Annotated in this window: 9 protein-coding genes and 2 pseudogenes; 3 read left to right on the plus strand and 8 right to left on the minus strand. The window is 59.5% G+C overall.

Annotated features, from left to right (window positions below; genetic code table 11):
- Positions 1-3 precede the first annotated feature (3 nt).
- The 3 genes from G3A56_RS04430 to G3A56_RS04440 all read left to right on the plus strand — a co-directional run bounded on the left by G3A56_RS04430 (position 4) and on the right by G3A56_RS04440 (position 3,070).
- On the plus strand, positions 4-312 hold the full coding sequence (locus G3A56_RS04430; protein ID WP_082184153.1) for a DUF3572 domain-containing protein: 309 nt from the start codon (positions 4-6) through the stop codon (positions 310-312).
- 70 nt (positions 313-382) lie between these two features.
- A complete protein-coding gene (locus G3A56_RS04435; protein ID WP_003496413.1) occupies positions 383-1,666 on the plus strand; it encodes a DNA polymerase IV in 1,284 nt (427 codons plus the stop codon).
- A gap of 153 nt (positions 1,667-1,819) precedes the next feature.
- Positions 1,820-3,070 carry a L,D-transpeptidase family protein gene (locus tag G3A56_RS04440; RefSeq protein ID WP_082184152.1) on the plus strand — a complete coding sequence of 417 codons (1,251 nt, stop codon included), beginning with the start codon at positions 1,820-1,822 and terminating at the stop codon, positions 3,068-3,070.
- Positions 3,071-3,093: 23 nt separating this feature from the next.
- Here G3A56_RS04440 and dnaE read toward each other — a convergent pair.
- From dnaE to nuoN, 8 genes and pseudogenes are all read right to left on the minus strand, one after another.
- A pseudogene (gene dnaE, locus G3A56_RS04445) lies at positions 3,094-6,593 on the minus strand (DNA polymerase III subunit alpha).
- Between the two features lie 486 nt (positions 6,594-7,079).
- Positions 7,080-7,763 carry an ABC transporter ATP-binding protein gene (locus tag G3A56_RS04450; RefSeq protein WP_137067534.1) on the minus strand — a complete coding sequence of 228 codons (684 nt, stop codon included), beginning with the start codon at positions 7,761-7,763 and terminating at the stop codon, positions 7,080-7,082.
- 15 nt (positions 7,764-7,778) lie between these two features.
- Complete coding sequence (locus G3A56_RS04455) at positions 7,779-9,086, minus strand: lipoprotein-releasing ABC transporter permease subunit (protein ID WP_003496427.1); 1,308 nt, start codon at positions 9,084-9,086, stop codon at positions 7,779-7,781.
- Between the two features lie 124 nt (positions 9,087-9,210).
- Positions 9,211-10,533 (minus strand): proline--tRNA ligase, encoded by a 1,323-nt coding sequence (proS, locus tag G3A56_RS04460; protein WP_082184660.1) that lies wholly within the window; start codon positions 10,531-10,533, stop codon positions 9,211-9,213.
- Between the two features lie 785 nt (positions 10,534-11,318).
- Positions 11,319-11,624 carry a DUF1467 family protein gene (locus G3A56_RS04465; protein ID WP_003496431.1) on the minus strand — a complete coding sequence of 102 codons (306 nt, stop codon included), beginning with the start codon at positions 11,622-11,624 and terminating at the stop codon, positions 11,319-11,321.
- 140 nt (positions 11,625-11,764) lie between these two features.
- Positions 11,765-13,432, minus strand: a complete 1,668-nt coding sequence (locus G3A56_RS04470) for a ribonuclease J (protein ID WP_082184150.1) — start codon at positions 13,430-13,432, stop codon at positions 11,765-11,767.
- A 204-nt stretch (positions 13,433-13,636) separates the two neighbouring features.
- Positions 13,637-14,347: a biotin--[acetyl-CoA-carboxylase] ligase gene (locus G3A56_RS04475; RefSeq protein WP_167373912.1), complete on the minus strand. Its 711-nt coding sequence runs from the start codon at positions 14,345-14,347 to the stop codon at positions 13,637-13,639.
- Positions 14,348-14,403: 56 nt separating this feature from the next.
- Positions 14,404-15,764 (minus strand): annotated as a pseudogene (nuoN, locus tag G3A56_RS04480) (NADH-quinone oxidoreductase subunit NuoN).
- Positions 15,765-15,788 lie beyond the last annotated feature (24 nt).

Consider the following 15,788-nt stretch of genomic DNA (forward strand, 5'->3'; position numbering starts at 1 on the left):
GAAATGCTGCGAGATCCAAAAAACAAAGACGATGCCGGCAAAGATCCGCAAGAAACGGCAGCCGCCATACTTGGCTGGCTGGCAAACGAGCCGGACATGCTGGCGCGTTTTCTGGCGCTGAGCGGATTGCAGGCCAACATGCTGCGTCAGGCCGCCCACGATCCCGGCTTTCTGGCGGGCCTCACCGATTTCCTGATGAGCCACGAGCCCGACCTCATGGCCTTCTGTGCCGCGACGGGTACCTCTCCCGAAACGGTGGCTGCCGCCTGGAACCATTTTTCCGGGCCTGGGCTGGATTCAGGCGTGTATTGACAGGCCGACCACTTGAGCCAAGGTCACCACCGGAGTATGGTCGGCAACGTTCTGGTTTTGTTTTCGGTCCATGCCCACGTCGCACCACTATGATCCCGGTTTTTGCCGTGACTGTCTGGCGGGCCAGCCAGCGGGCCTGAGGCGTTGCCGCGCCTGCGGCAGCCCGCGTCTCGTCTACCATGACGAACTCTATGATCTCAGCATCGCCCATATCGATTGCGACGCCTTTTACGCCTCCGTCGAAAAACGGGACAATCCCGAACTTGCCGACAAGCCGGTCATCGTTGGCGGTGGCAAGCGCGGTGTGGTTTCCACCGCCTGCTACATTGCCCGCATTCAGGGCGTGCGTTCCGCCATGCCGATGTTCAAGGCGCTGGAAGCCTGCCCGGATGCGGTGGTCATCAAGCCGGACATGGAAAAATACAGCCGAGTCGGGCGCGAAATCAGGTCCATGATGCAGGAGTTGACGCCGCTCGTGCAGCCGATTTCCATAGATGAGGCATTTCTTGACCTTTCCGGAACCGAAAGGCTGCACCATGATCCGCCGGCGCGCGTGCTGGCGAAATTTGCCAAGCGGGTGGAAAAAGAAGTCGGCGTGACGGTCTCGGCCGGCCTGTCCTATTGCAAGTTTCTGGCCAAGGTCGCGTCTGACCTCAAAAAGCCGCGTGGCTTTTCGGTAATCGGCGAAGCCGAGGCGCTTTCCTTTCTGGCGACGCGGCCCGTCACCACCATCTGGGGCGTGGGAAAGGCATTTGCGGCAACGCTGGAGGCGGACGGCATCCGCATGGTGGGCCAGCTGCAGGAGATGGAGGAAGGCGATCTGATGCGCCGCTACGGGGTGATGGGGCAGCGGCTCTTCCGGCTCTCACGCGGCATAGACGAGCGTCATGTCCACAACAATGACCCGGCCAAAAGCGTGTCTTCCGAGACCACTTTCTTCAACGATATTTCCCGGCACGATGACCTCGTCCCGATCCTGCGCTCGCTGTCCGAAAAAGTCGCCTGGCGGCTGAAGAAGAGCGGCATTTCAGGCCAGACGGTGGTGTTGAAAATGAAGACGGCCGACTTCAAGAGCCGCACCCGTAACCGCAGGCTTGATGACCCTACCCAGCTTGCCGACCGGATATTCCGCACCGGTCTTTCGCTGCTGGAAAAAGAAACCGACGGCACCAAGTTCCGGCTGATCGGTATCGGCGTCAGCGATCTGCGCGATGGAGGGCTTGCCGATCCTCCCGATCTCGTCGACAGACAGGCTGAACGCCGGGCAGCGGCGGAAGCGGCCATGGACAAGCTGCGCGACAAGTTCGGCAAGGGCAGCGTCGAGACCGGCTACACTTTCGGCACACGCAAGTGAGGCCTGCGCATGCCGGCGCCGCTCTCAGCGAATGACGCGCGTTTATTTAAGCTTTTACACAAATTAGTGATGCTGCAACTGGCGCATCCTTAAACTTCATTAAACTTCGCGTGGTTGAGTGAAGCAAGTTTTGTGCATGTGGTGTATTGCGTCATGTCCCTTCGCCTCTGTTTTCTGACCGGCATGTTGTCGGCCAGCATTCTTGCCTTTCCGGCGCTCGCCGCCGACAGCAAGTCCCTGCAGATCATCGTTTCGAAAAACGATCAGTCGCTGGCGCTTTATGAAAACGGCGAGATCATCGCCACATCGAAAGTCTCCACCGGCAAGGCCGGACATGAGACGCCGAGCGGCATATTTTCCATTCTGGAAAAGCGCAAATACCATGAATCCAATATCTACTCGGCCGCCCCCATGCCCTTCATGCAGCGGCTGACATGGTCGGGCATAGCACTCCACGAAGGCAAGGTGCCGAATTATCCGGCCTCGCATGGCTGTGTGCGCCTGCCCTCCAAATTCGCAAAGTCACTCTTCGGCGACACGCAACGCGGCGTGCACGTCATCATCACCGACCGGCCGGTCTCGCTGCGCTTCGTGCAGCATCCGGCGCTGTTTGAGCCGCGCGAGGATGGCGATGACGGCGAGCTGCTGCTCTCCGATGTCGAGCTGCGTCCGGCGACATTCGATGCCGCACTGGGTGCGGTGGAGGTCGCCGTCAATGAAAAGACGCATTCTCTCAAGCCGGCTCTCAAACCGGCCGCAAAAGATAAGGAAGCCTCGCCCCTGCGAATCCTCATCACCCGGCGCGGTGAGCGGGAAAAAGTAATGGATATTCAGGCCGTGCTGACCCGCCTTGGCTTCGACGCCGGTTCAGCGGATGGTTATGCCGGAGAGATGACGATCAGCGCCATTAACGGTTTCAAGCGCTGGAAAGGGCTGAAAACCACCGGACCGCTTCTGACGGATGCTTTCGTAACGGCGCTTTATGCTTCCGCCGGTGAAGACCATCCACTGAGCGGCCAGATCATGGTGCGGCAGGATTTCAAGCCGTTGTTCGAGGCCGCCATCGACATCAAGGATCCTGAAGTGGCGCTCGGAACCCATTTCTTCGAGGCCGTTTCGGTGGACCGCGCGAAGGGCACCGCCGAATGGAACGGCTTGACGCTGGAAAACCACCTGCCGGCCGCTGCCCGCAAGCGGCTGGGCATTACCGTTACCGAGGCTCCTGGCGGCTTCGACCAGCTGAGCGCCGTGCTCAGCCGCCTCGACATACCGGCCGACATCCGCGCCCGCATCGAAAAGGAGCTTTCAACGGGCAGCTCGATCACCGTTTCCGACCTCAGTCACCAGATGGAGACAGGCGCTGGAACGGACTTCATCACCGTGACCAGGGAAGGGCCGGTCTGAGCAGGCTGCAAGCGATCGAGGCCTCACACCAGCTCGACATCAACAATGCCGGGAGCGGAGCGAAGTGCTGCGGCGATTTCCGGCGAAATGCGGTATTTCTCCGTCAGTTCCACCTCGATCTCGCGACTGCCTTCATCCTTGATGACGATAAAATAGACCGATCCGTCACCCTTCGTGTTGAGGTGCCTGGCGACGGTTTTCAGCGGGCCGGAATCGCGCACGTAAACGCGCAGAGCCTTCTGCATCTGCACGGATTTCTCCTCCAGCGATTGCGCCGTCTGGATGCGAAGACCGATGCCTTCCGGTCGCTCTTCGGCCTGAACGGTGATGACCAGCGATTTGCCCACTTCTAGCAGATCACGGAACTGGCCGAGCCCTTCGGAAAACAGCACAGCCTCATATTGGCCGGAGGCATCCGAGAAGGTGACGATTCCCATCTTGTTGCCGGTGCGGGTCTTGCGCTCCTGCTTGCCCGTGACCGTGCCGGCCAGACGCCCGGCGGTTGCGCCCTGCTTCACCGCCGCTGAAAAATCGGCGAAATTCTGTACCCGCAATTTCTCCAGGACCGGCCGATAGGTATCGAGCGGATGGGCGGTGAGGTAAAAGCCGAGTACCTGATATTCGCGCAGCAGCTTTTCCGAAGCGAGCCAGGGCTGGAAGGCGGGCAGCACGAGCTTTTCCGGACCGCTTGCGCCGCCTGAGCCGAACATGTCCGACTGGCCGGTGACACGGCTTTCCTGCGCGCGCTGCGAATAACCGATGATACGGTCCAGACCGCCGATCATCTCGGCACGGTCGCGACCGAAACAATCGAAACCGCCGGCATTGATGAGGCTTTCCAACACACGCCGATTGATCTGCTTCGGATCGATCCGCAGGCAGAAATCCTCAAGGCTCGTAAACGGCTTGTCGCCGCGAACAGTGACGATGTGCTCCACCGCCCCCTCGCCCACGCCCTTGATGGCGGCCAGCGAATAATAGATGCGGTTTTCGCCCGTCTCGAACTGGCGGAAGGAGGTCTGCACGGAAGGTGCGACGATCTCGATGCCGAGGCGGCCGGCATCCTGCCGGAAATCGTTGAGCTTATCCGTATTCGCCATATCAAGCGTCATGGAGGCCGCAAGGAACTCCACCGGATAATGCGCCTTCATATAGGCGGTCTGATAGGAAACGATGGCGTAGGCGGCGGCGTGGCTCTTGTTGAAGCCGTAATTGGCGAATTTCGCCAGAAGGTCGAAGATGGTGTCGGCCTGCGGCTTCGATACGCCGTTCTTGATGGCGCCATCAACGAAACGTTCGCGCTGCTTGTCCATCTCCTCCTTGATCTTTTTGCCCATGGCGCGGCGCAGAAGATCGGCCTCGCCGAGTGAGTAACCGGAGAGAACCTGGGCGATCTGCATCACCTGTTCCTGATAGACGATAACGCCCTGGGTTTCCTTCAAGAGATGGTCGATGGTCGGATGGATGGATTCCAGCTCCTCCTCGCCATGCTTGCGGGCATTATAGACCGGGATATTCTCCATCGGTCCCGGACGATAGAGAGCCACCAGCGCGATGATATCCTCGATGCAGTCCGGGCGCATGCCGATCAGCGCCTTGCGCATGCCGGCACTTTCCACCTGGAACACGCCGATGGTCTCGCCACGCGACAGCATCTCGTAGGTTTTGGCGTCATCGAGCGGAATTGCGGCAAGATCGACCTTGATGCCACGCTTGGCAACGAAATCGACGGCCACCTTCAGCACCGTCAGCGTCTTCAGGCCGAGAAAGTCGAATTTGACGAGGCCGGCGCTTTCCACCCATTTCATGTTGAATTGCGTGACCGGCATGTCGGAGCGCGGATCGCGATACATCGGCACCAGCTTCGACAGCGGCCGGTCTCCGATGACGATACCGGCGGCATGGGTGGATGCGTGCCGGTAAAGCCCTTCGATCTTCTGGGCGATATCAAGCAGACGGGCGACGACCGGTTCCTTGTCCGCTTCTTCCTGCAGACGCGGTTCTTCCTCGATGGCTTTCGACAAGGGTGTCGGATTGGCCGGGTTGTTGGGCACGAGCTTACAGATCTTGTCCACCTGCCCATAGGGCATTTCCAGCACGCGGCCAACGTCGCGCAAAGCCGCACGCGCCTGCAGCGAACCGAAGGTGATGATCTGCGCCACCTGCTCGCGGCCATATTTGCGCTGCACGTAACGGATCACCTCTTCGCGGCGATCCTGGCAGAAGTCGATATCGAAGTCGGGCATCGATACGCGTTCGGGATTGAGGAAGCGTTCGAACAGCAGCGAGAAGCGCAGGGGATCGACGTCAGTGATGGTGAGTGCATAGGCAACGAGCGAGCCGGCACCCGAACCGCGGCCGGGACCGACCGGAATATCCTGCTGCTTGGCCCATTTGATGAAGTCGGCAACGATGAGGAAGTAACCGGGGAATTTCATGCGCGAGATGACGCCGAGCTCGAAATCCAGTCTCTCGCGATAATCATGCTCCGTATAGCCGGGCGACATGCCGAGCGCGGCGAGCCGCTGATCCAGCCCCTCGACAGCCTGTCGACGAAGCTCCTCGGTTTCGGCGTGTTCCGCAGCCTCCGGATCGTCGCTGGCGCCGGTGAAACGCGGCAGGATCGGCCCGCGTTTTTTCAGCACGTAGGAGCAGCGGAGCGCAATCTCGATGGTGTTTTCCAGCGCCTCGGGAATGTCGGCAAACAGCGCCGTCATTTCCTCGCGGCTTTTCAGATAATGGTCGGGGGTCAGGCGAAACCGGCTGTCATCGGAAACGATGGCGTTATGCGCCACCGCCATCAACGCATCATGCGCCTCGTAATCGGCCTTTGAAGGAAAGAACGCCTCATTGGTGGCGACAAGCGGAATATCGTGTTCATAGGCAAGCCCGATCATACGCCGCTCATGGGCGCGGTCATAACCGGACTGGCGCTGCAATTCGATGTAAAGCCTGTCACCGAAGAGCGACTTCAGCGTTATCAGACGTTCTTTTGCCTGGGATGCATGCCCTTCCTTCAGGGCCATATCAACAGGACCACCCGAGGCGCCCGTCAGCACGATCAAACCGGCATTGGAGGCTTCCTCCAGCCACGCGCGGGTAATATGCACGGACTGGCCTCCGCTTTCACCCTCCAGATAGGCACGGCTGATCAGATCCACCAGCCGCTCGTAACCTTCAGCATCGGCCGCCAGAAGCACGATGGCGGGAAGTTTTGCGAGGTGGCTGTTATGGTTGCGGCGATCATCCGCCGCATCCTGCATGTCGATCGATACCTGGCAGCCGATGATCGGCTGCAGACCCTCATCGCGCGCCTTTTCGGAAAATTCCAGCGCAACGAAAAGATTGTTGGTGTCGGTGATGGCAATGGCCGGCTGGCCGTCAGCAACGGCCTTGGACATGATTTTCTTGAGGGGTAGCGCCCCTCAAGCAGGGAGTAAGCGGAATGGACCCGCAGATGGACGAAACCCGGCGTCTTCAGCGTTCCGTCAGAGTTTTCTCCACGCACAACCGTATCGCCCATAACATCGTCCTGTCATTCTGAATCGAGGGGGCGATTTTCCGATTTCCGGCGCTCAAAGTCCACAGCCTTGCGGCCTCTATACAGGCTTCTGCGCCGGTGCGTCCTTCACAGGGCAGTGAGGATCACCGAAAAGCTGGCAACAAAGACAGCGATGGAAGCGAAAGCGGCAACGTCACGGATGAAATCAGTCATTGGTCTCTCCTTACTCGTTATGTTCCAACTTTGTTCTCATTTCGTTCCATTGTCAACAGGGTTCTGCTGAGGTTCCTCTTGCTAACGCGAGAGAATCGGCCGCGGTTCCGTTGGCGTTGTCGGCAAGTCCCTGACTCCAAAGCAAAAAAACCCGGAGGCAAAAAACACCTCCGGGTTCGGAAAAATTCAGTTGTGGAAGAGCGAGCGACAGTCTGGCCGACGCAGGGTGAAGAGACTCACCGGTTCGGTACGGATCGCACCGGGTGTCGCAATGATCGCCCTATGCAGTGACGATCAGAAATCGACGATCTTCCCTTCGGCGAGCGTCACGCGACGATCCATGCGGTTGGCGAGATCGTGATTATGGGTGGCGATCAGTGCCGCAAGACCGGACTGGCGCACCAGCGCTTCCAGCGCATCGAACACATAATGCGCGGTCTCGGGGTCGAGGTTGCCGGTCGGCTCGTCGGCAAGCAGCAGGAGCGGCGCATTGGCGACTGCGCGCGCAATGGCCACACGCTGTTGTTCACCGCCTGAAAGTTCCGCCGGGCGATGTTCGCCGCGATGACCGACGCGCATATAGTCGAGCAGCGCGCTGGCGCGCTTGCGAGCCTCGGCCTGCGTCAAACCGGCGATGAGCTGCGGCATCATCACATTCTCCACCGCTGAAAATTCCGGTAGCAGGTGATGGAACTGGTAGACGAAGCCGATATCGCTGCGACGGATCGCCGTGCGGGTTTCATCCGGCAGGCCGTTGCAGGGCGCGCCATTGATGAAGACCTCACCTGCGTCGGGATGTTCGAGAAGCCCCGCCAGATGCAGCAGCGTGGATTTGCCGGTTCCCGAGGGGGCGACAAGTGCCACCATCTCGCCGCTCTTCAGTTCAAAATCGGCCTTGCGCAGAATGGAAAGCGACGTCTCGCCCTGACCATAAGTCCTCTCGACGCCGGTAAGCCGCAGCACTGTTTTTTTTGCCATATTGCGAAGCGGTCCTTATTCGTAACGCAGGGCCTGCACCGGATCGAGCTTGGAAGCCCGCCATGCTGGAAAGATCGTTGCCAGGAAAGAAAGCGTCAGCGCCATGATGACGACGGTGATGGTCTCGCTCAAATCCATTTCGGCCGGCAGCTGGCTGAGGAAATACAGCTGCGGATCAAACAGCACCGTGCCGGATACCCAGGAGAAGAACTGCCGGATGGATTCCACATTGAGGCAGACGATGACGCCGAGCGCCACGCCGGCAAAGGTGCCGACCGTGCCGATCGCCGCCCCCGTCATGAAGAAGATACGCATGACCGCACCGGAACTGGCGCCCATCGTGCGCAGAATGGCGATATCGCTGCCCTTGTCCTTCACCAGCATGATGAGACCGGAAATGATGTTCAGCGCTGCCACCAGAACGATGAGGGTGAGGATCATGAACATGACGTTTCTTTCCACCTGCAGGGCGGAGAAGAAGGTCTGGTTCCGCTGTCGCCAGTCGGTGATATAGATCTGCCGTTCGGCCGCCTGCTCCACCAGCGGCCGGATGCCGTCGACATCATCAGGGCGGCTGACATAAAGCTCGATCGATTGCACGATGCCATCGGCATTGAAATAAAGCTGGGCTTCCGACAAGGGCATATAGATCATCGAGGCGTCATATTCCGACATGCCGATCTCGAAGACACCGGATATTTTGTAGGATTTGACGCGTGGATTGACACCCATCGGCGTCACATCGCCTTCCGGCGAAATGAGGGTGATATCGTCACCCGCCGTCACGCCGAGCTGGGCGGCAAGCCTTGAGCCGACCAGAACCCCGTCGCCCGCCATGAAGCCGACGAGATCGCCGGTCTTGATGTTGGTCGCGACTTCCTTGATCTTGTCGATGTCTTCCTGGCGCACGCCGCGCACCAAGGCACCCGAGCCCGCGCCGCCGCGACCGGAGGCCAGGGTCTGGCCCTCCACCAGCGGCAGGGCCATGTTGACACCCGGAACGGCGGCGAATTTCTTCGCCAGCTCATCATAATTGTTGAAGGGCTGATCGATCGGCTGGACGATCATGTGGCCGTTGATGCCGAGAATGCGGGAAATCAGCTCGGTGCGGAAACCGTTCATCACCGCCATGACGATGATGAGCGTCGCGACGCCCAGCATGATGCCGACGAAGGAGAAGCCGGCGATGACGGAAATGAACGCTTCCTTGCGCCGCGATCGCAGATAGCGCCACGCCACCATGCGCTCGAAAGCGGAAAACGGCCGGGCGGTTTTTTCCCGGGCGGAAGGAGCCGCACCCTTGTCAGCCTCGGCTTTTGCCATTTCGTCTCCCTGATCTCACCTTGCAAGATCGGTCTTTTCAAAGACCGGTCCCAATCTCTGCGGCATCCGCTCTAAAACTGGAGCGGTCTTCGGATGAAGGCCGCTCCCATCTTTCCGTTCGTGCTTAGCCAAGCACCCTGTTCATTGCCGCCTCGATCGTGACGGTTTCACGTTCGCCGGTCTTGCGGTCCTTCACTTCGACCTCGCCATTCGCGACCGAACGCGGGCCGACGATGATCTGCAACGGCACGCCGATGAGGTCGGCGGTGGCAAACTTCTGGCCGGCGCGGTCGTCGGTGTCGTCGTAAAGAACATCCTTGCCGGCGTTCGACAGCGAGTAATACAGCTTTTCGCAAGCAGCATCACAGGCCTCGTCGCCAGCCTTCATGTTGATGATGACGACATCGAACGGAGCAACCGAAGCAGGCCAGATGATTCCGTTCTCGTCATGCGATGCTTCAATGATGGCGGGAACAAGGCGTGTCGGCCCGATGCCATAGGAACCCATGTGGACGGGGTGTTCCTTCCCATCCTTGCCCTGCACTTTCGCGCCCATCGGCTCGGAATATTTGGTGCCGAAATAGAAGATGTGGCCGACTTCGATACCGCGCGCGGAAAGGCGCTCGCCATCGGGAATGGCGTCATAGGCGGCTTCGTCGTGCATTTCGGAGGTGGCGGCATAATCGGCCGTCCACTCGTCGAAAACGCCCTGAAGCGCCGCGACATCGTCGAAATCGGTATTTTCAGCGGGAATGGCGCGGTCGAGGAAGCTCTTGTGGCAGAAGACTTCGGATTCGCCGGTATCGGCCAGAATGATGAATTCATGGCTGTGATTGCCGCCGATCGGGCCGGTATCGGCGCGCATGGGAATGGCGCGCAGGCCAAGGCGCTCGAAGGTGCGCAGGTAAGCCACGAACATCTTGTTATAGGAGTGGATCGCGTCTTCCTTGGTCAGATCGAAGGAATAGGCGTCCTTCATCAGGAACTCACGCGAGCGCATGGTGCCGAAACGCGGGCGAACCTCGTCGCGGAACTTCAGCTGGATATGGTAGAGGTTGAGCGGCAGGTTCTTGTAGGACTTCACATAGGAACGGAAGATGTCGGTGATCATCTCCTCGTTGGTGGGACCATAGAGCATCTGACGGTCCTGGCGGTCCTTGATGCGCAGCATTTCCTTGCCGTAGTCATCGTAGCGGCCGCTTTCCTGCCAGAGCTCGGCCGATTGCAGCGTCGGCATCAGAAGCTCGATGGCGCCGGAGCGGTCCTGCTCCTGCCGGATGATCCTGTTGACCTTGTCCAGCACACGTTTGCCGAGCGGCAGCCAGGAATAAATGCCAGCCGATTGCTGCCGGATCATGCCCGCACGCAGCATCAGGCGGTGGGAGACGATCTCCGCTTCCTTGGGGTTTTCCTTCAGGATGGGCATGAAATAACGGCTAAGACGCATGACGGCTTCCATTGATATTGGCGATAACGCGCATATGCGCGGGAATCGCCCCGAATAGAGGGATATTGGCGCCGTACATAGCCGTTTCCCGCCAAGAAGAAAACCCGCCATGAAAAGAGCGCTCAAGGCGATTTCATGGCATTTTCGCGATAGCTAATTCGCGTCAAAACGCTTTGGTCGGAATATTATTCTTGTTCCGGTGCGACAAATTGCACCATAGGGAATTTTTTGCCGACTGTAACAAATATGCAAAAAATGAGATGACAAGCATGGGTGATTAAGCTAGCTTTAGCTTACAAAAGAGGCAGGAAGTCTAAATTCTTGTCGTTTTCGCGGTCAGTCTTGGAGGATCAGATCTTAGGCGCGCTCGTTCGCTGCCCCGGTAACGGTTACAGATCACGCGAAACCTGAAAAACAAGGCTGAAAAGCCTTGTTTTTTTTTGATTCATGGACGCGACCAACCCCCGGCTCGTTATTCCGGTTAAATTGTGACGGTGAATCAGCCGTCCGATACGTCCATGCTGTGTGCACGATGGAGATGACATCCTTATGACAGTGTCCGGTGCGCCGCTTGCCGCGCCGTGGTGGGTGCTGACATGTGAGGATTTTTTACTCTGCCTCTTTCCCTTATTCCTTTGCTTGTCACAGGGGCCTAGTCAGCCCAAGTCTTTGGGCTGAAAAGGACGCTCTCTCCGCGCGGACGCGCGTCGGCTGGATTCCTGTGACAGGCACAGGAATGAGGGGAAGAGAACGTCTGCTATGGGTGCCGACAGGCTTCCGATGCGTCAGTCGTAAACGGGAATAATTCTCGGCAGGTCATCAAGGCTGACGCCGAACCACCAGGATCCGCCGTACCAGATGCCGCAGATCAGGGCCGATATCAGGGTGGTCAACAAAACGACGCGGCCGCCCCTGAACCGCGACGGTGCGCTTGCGACCGTGCCCAGCGCCACGTCTCCGTCTTCCGCCTGGGTACGAAGGCCGATCGGCAGCACGACGAAAAGAACCGTCCACCAGACGATGAAATAAATGGCGAAGACCGAAAGAAGCGGCATGACATCCTCCCTGCATGTGCGTTCCTTGTAACGCATTCATCCGTAAACCGGAATCACTTCCCTGCCAGAAGCGCAAAAAGCCACAGGAAGAAGCGGGAAACAGTTGCCACGTCATATCCGGATCAACCCGGATATGGCGCGACGCAGCTGTTTGAAAGGTCCAGCGGCTCTCCGGCTCAGACCTTCGTCACGAAAACCGTCACGATCGGCTTCTTGCCCCAGGTCTGGTTGGCGGCAGCGCGCACGGCGCGGCGAACCGCCTCGCGCAGCAGTTCCAGATCCTTGCGACGGGCGCGGGGAATGCTCTCCACAGCGCCGAGAACGGCGTCATAAAGCGTATCTTCCATATCCTCGCCTTCGTCATCGAATTCCGGCAGGCCGAAAGGCACGACATCAGGATCGCCGAGGAAGTCATAACGGCTGTCCAGCACCACATTGACGGACACATGGCCAGCGAAGGAAAGCTTGCGACGGTTGGAGATGCCCATCTCGTCCATATCGCCGATGAGATTGCCATCCTTGAAGACGCGGCCATGCGGTGCATCGTCGATGACTTCCGCCGGACCGGGCGCCAGGCGCAGAATATTGCCGTTGCGCACCTTCGGCACCTGCGAGATGCCGGCCTGTTCGGCCAGTTCCTTCTGCGCCACCAGATGGGCGGCCTCCCCATGCACCGGCACGACGATCTGCGGCTTCGTCCATTCATACATCTTCAGAAGTTCGTTGCGGCGCGGATGGCCGGAAACGTGGACCAGAGCCTCATTGTCCGTGACGATGTGGACACCCTGCTCTATCAGGCCGTTCTTGATCTCGATGATTGCCTTTTCGTTGCCGGGAATGGCGCGCGAGGAAAACACGACCGTGTCCCCGGCGGCAAGCGCCACATTGCGCATCTCGTCACGCGACAGCTTGGCAAGGGCCGCGCGTGGCTCGCCCTGAGAGCCGGTGAGAATGACGACGACCTTGTTGCGCGGGATATAGCCATATTCGTCTTCGGCCAGGAACGGCTTGATACCTTCCATGATACCGAGATCCTGCGAGACGTTGACGACGCGCTTCAGCGACGAGCCGAGCAGCAGCACCTCGCGGCCCGCCGCTTCTGCAGCCTGCGCGATGGAACGGATACGCCCGACATTGGAGGAGAAGGTGGTGATGGCCACGCGGCCCTCGGCATTTTCGATGATCTGCCGCAAACCTTCGGAGACTTCGTGTTCCGACGGAGACACGCCGTCGCGGAGCGAGTTGGTGCTGTCGCACATCAGCGCCAGCACGCCCTCTTCACCGATGGCGCGGAAGCGGGCCTCATCCGTCAACGGACCGAGCGACGGCGCTTCGTCGATCTTCCAGTCGCCCGTGTGGATGACATTGCCGAGCGGCGTGCGGATGACCAACGACATCGGCTCCGGGATGGAGTGATTGACGCCGACGGCCTCGATTTCGAAGGGACCGACATTGATGCGATCGCCCGCCTTGAAAGGCGTCACCGGGATCTCGGCGCGGGAGCCTTCATAGGCGCGCTTCGCCTCCAGCATGCCGGCGGTGAAACCCGAGGCATAGACGGGCACGTTGAGGCCCGGCCACAGATCGTTCAGCGCGCCGTAATGGTCCTCATGGGCGTGGGTGATGATGATGCCTTTGAGGTTCTTCTTCTGCTCGGCGATGTAGCTGATGTCGGGCAAAACCAGATCGACCCCCGGCAGATCGAGACCGGCAAAGGTCACACCGCAATCCACCATGATCCATTCGCGCTTGCTTGCTGGACCGTATCCGTAAAGCGCCAGATTCATGCCGATTTCACCGACGCCGCCAAGCGGCAGAAATACCAGTTCGTCCTGTTTAGCCATTATTCTTCTTATCCATTCACGAGAACGCGCGAGCGACGGCGATCTGCCGCGCCCCGCGCCGGTTACCAGCATCGGACCTGTTAAACCATCTGATCGACCGGGCCGATGCGGAGCCGGTCTGCCACCCTGCTTTTCAAGAGCTGCAGGAAAGCTCCAACCTGTGGGATGCGGTTCGGCGCGGGCGTCCAGCCCGCACCGCGCACCTCATCCGAAAAAGACATCACCGGCGGCGATGGAGCGTCTTGCGCCCTCATCCTCGTCCAGCAGCAGATAACCATTATCATCAATTCCGACGAAACGCCCGCCTATCGAGCGGTCCGGAAAATTGACGGTGATATGTTCGCCGATACCGCAGGCGGCCGCCCGCCAGCCGGTCATGACGCCGGACACACCCCTGCCCTCATCCCAGCTTTTCAGCACATCCGCCGTTTCGCGGAAAAGATGGGCGAAGAGTTCGTCGGGTGAACAGGAAGCACCGTGTTCGGAAAGCATGGTGACGGGATAAAGCGGGTTTTCCGGCTTGTGGGCGATATTGATGCCGATGCCAATGACGATGGCGCGCCGTCCGTCCGGCAGAAGCTCCGCCTCCATCAAAATGCCACAGGTTTTCTGACGACCAATCAGCACGTCATTCGGCCATTTGATTTCAAGCGGGGCACCGCCTGTCGGCAGGACCGCACGGATGGCGCGATAGACAGCCAGCGCAAAGGCGAGCGGCAGAGACCCTATGCGATCCGTCGGAGCGGGATCGATCAGAAGAAGCGAGGCGTAGAGATTGCCGGGCTCGGAGACCCACGGCCGGCCGCGACGGCCGCGCCCGCCGGTCTGGCGGATGGCGGTGATCCACAGATTGCCGCCATCGCCCGCCCGCGCCCGGGCAAAACATTCTATATTGGTCGATGGTGTTTCCACCATCGCTTCGTGCCGGAAGTCATCGATGGACACCCGGCCCGTATGCCTGTGCGTATTGGTCAAAAGAACGTCTTTGCTGCGACCGTGACCGCATTGCCGAGCGCACCGCCGAAGACGATGAAGGCGACGACGAACAGTCCCGAAAGCGCATAAACGATTTTCAGTTCGCCGGCCGGACGCTCGAAGCTGCCCTTGGCCTCATCGAACCACATGACCTTGACGACGCGGATATAATAATACGCGCCGACGACCGAACCGATCACGCCGATGACGGCGAGCGGGTAGAGCTTGGCTTCGATGGCGGCGAGGAAGACGTAATACTTGCCGAAGAAGCCGGCGAGCGGCGGGATACCGGCAAGCGAGAACATCAGGATCGTCAGCACAACCGCCATGAACGGGTTGGTGGAGGAAAGCCCGGCCAGATCCTCGACAGTCTCCACATTGCCGATTTCCTTGCGGCGCATGGAGAGAATGCAGGCGAAGGTGCCAAGCGTCATGACCATGTAGATGGTCATGTAGAGAATGACCCCCGAAACACCAGCCTCTGTACCCGCCGCCAGACCGACAAGCGCGTAACCCATGTGACCGATGGAGGAATAGGCCATCAGTCGCTTGATGTTCTTCTGGCCGATTGCCGCAAACGAGCCGAGCAGCATGGAAGCGATGGAGATGAAGACGACGATCTGCTGCCAGTCGGCAAAAACCGGCTGGAAAGCATCAATGACGATGCGAACGAAGATCGCCATGGCGCCAATCTTGGGGCCGCGGACAGGAAGGCCGTGACCGGGGTCGGCGCGCCTTCATAAACGTCCGGCGTCCACATGTGGAACGGCACGGCGGAGATCTTGAATGCCAGACCGGCGAGAACAAAGACCAGACCGAAAACGAGGCCGAGCGAACGCGTCTCTGCCGTCAGCACCTGGGCGATTTCGGTAAAGCCGGTATTGCCGGTAAAGCCGTAAACCAGCGACATGCCGTAAAGCAGCATGCCCGAGGAGAGCGCGCCGAGAACGAAATATTTCAGGCCCGCTTCGGTGGAGCGCAGGCTTTCCCGGTTGATGGCGCAGACGACGTAGAGCGCAAGCGACTGCAGTTCCAGCGCCATATAGAGCGAGATCAGGTTGTTGGCCGAGATCATCAGCAGGATGCCGAGGGTCGCCAGAACCAGCAGCACGGGATATTCGAACCGGCCGACCGGTTCGAAACGGCCCTGGCCGACGGAAAGGATCATGGCGGTGATCGAGCCGATCAGCGCCAGCACCTTCATGAAGTTACCGAAGGCATCGGCGACGTAAACGCCGCCGAAGGCCACACCCGAAGCGGGCGCAAAGACGATCCAGAGACCGACGACGAGCAGCAGGGCCACGGAGAGGCCCGTGACCGTCGTTGTCGACTTGTCGCCCGAGAAGACGCCAATCATGAGCAGCGCCAGCGCGCCGACCGC

Source organism: Rhizobium oryzihabitans (assembly GCF_010669145.1).
GTDB lineage: Bacteria > Pseudomonadota > Alphaproteobacteria > Rhizobiales > Rhizobiaceae > Agrobacterium > Agrobacterium oryzihabitans.

What these genes read in the sequence shown, in the direction of transcription:
- G3A56_RS04430 (WP_082184153.1), top strand. Translation starts at nt 4, where the DNA reads ATGCTGCGAGATCCAAAAAACAAAGACGATGCCGGCAAAGATCCGCAA.
- G3A56_RS04435 (WP_003496413.1), top strand. Translation starts at nt 383, where the DNA reads ATGCCCACGTCGCACCACTATGATCCCGGTTTTTGCCGTGACTGTCTG.
- G3A56_RS04440 (WP_082184152.1), top strand. Translation starts at nt 1,820, where the DNA reads ATGTCCCTTCGCCTCTGTTTTCTGACCGGCATGTTGTCGGCCAGCATT.
- G3A56_RS04450 (WP_137067534.1), bottom strand. Translation starts at nt 7,763, where the DNA reads ATGGCAAAAAAAACAGTGCTGCGGCTTACCGGCGTCGAGAGGACTTAT.
- G3A56_RS04455 (WP_003496427.1), bottom strand. Translation starts at nt 9,086, where the DNA reads ATGGCAAAAGCCGAGGCTGACAAGGGTGCGGCTCCTTCCGCCCGGGAA.
- proS (WP_082184660.1), bottom strand. Translation starts at nt 10,533, where the DNA reads ATGCGTCTTAGCCGTTATTTCATGCCCATCCTGAAGGAAAACCCCAAG.
- G3A56_RS04465 (WP_003496431.1), bottom strand. Translation starts at nt 11,624, where the DNA reads ATGCGTTACAAGGAACGCACATGCAGGGAGGATGTCATGCCGCTTCTT.
- G3A56_RS04470 (WP_082184150.1), bottom strand. Translation starts at nt 13,432, where the DNA reads ATGGCTAAACAGGACGAACTGGTATTTCTGCCGCTTGGCGGCGTCGGT.
- G3A56_RS04475 (WP_167373912.1), bottom strand. Translation starts at nt 14,347, where the DNA reads ATGGTGGAAACACCATCGACCAATATAGAATGTTTTGCCCGGGCGCGG.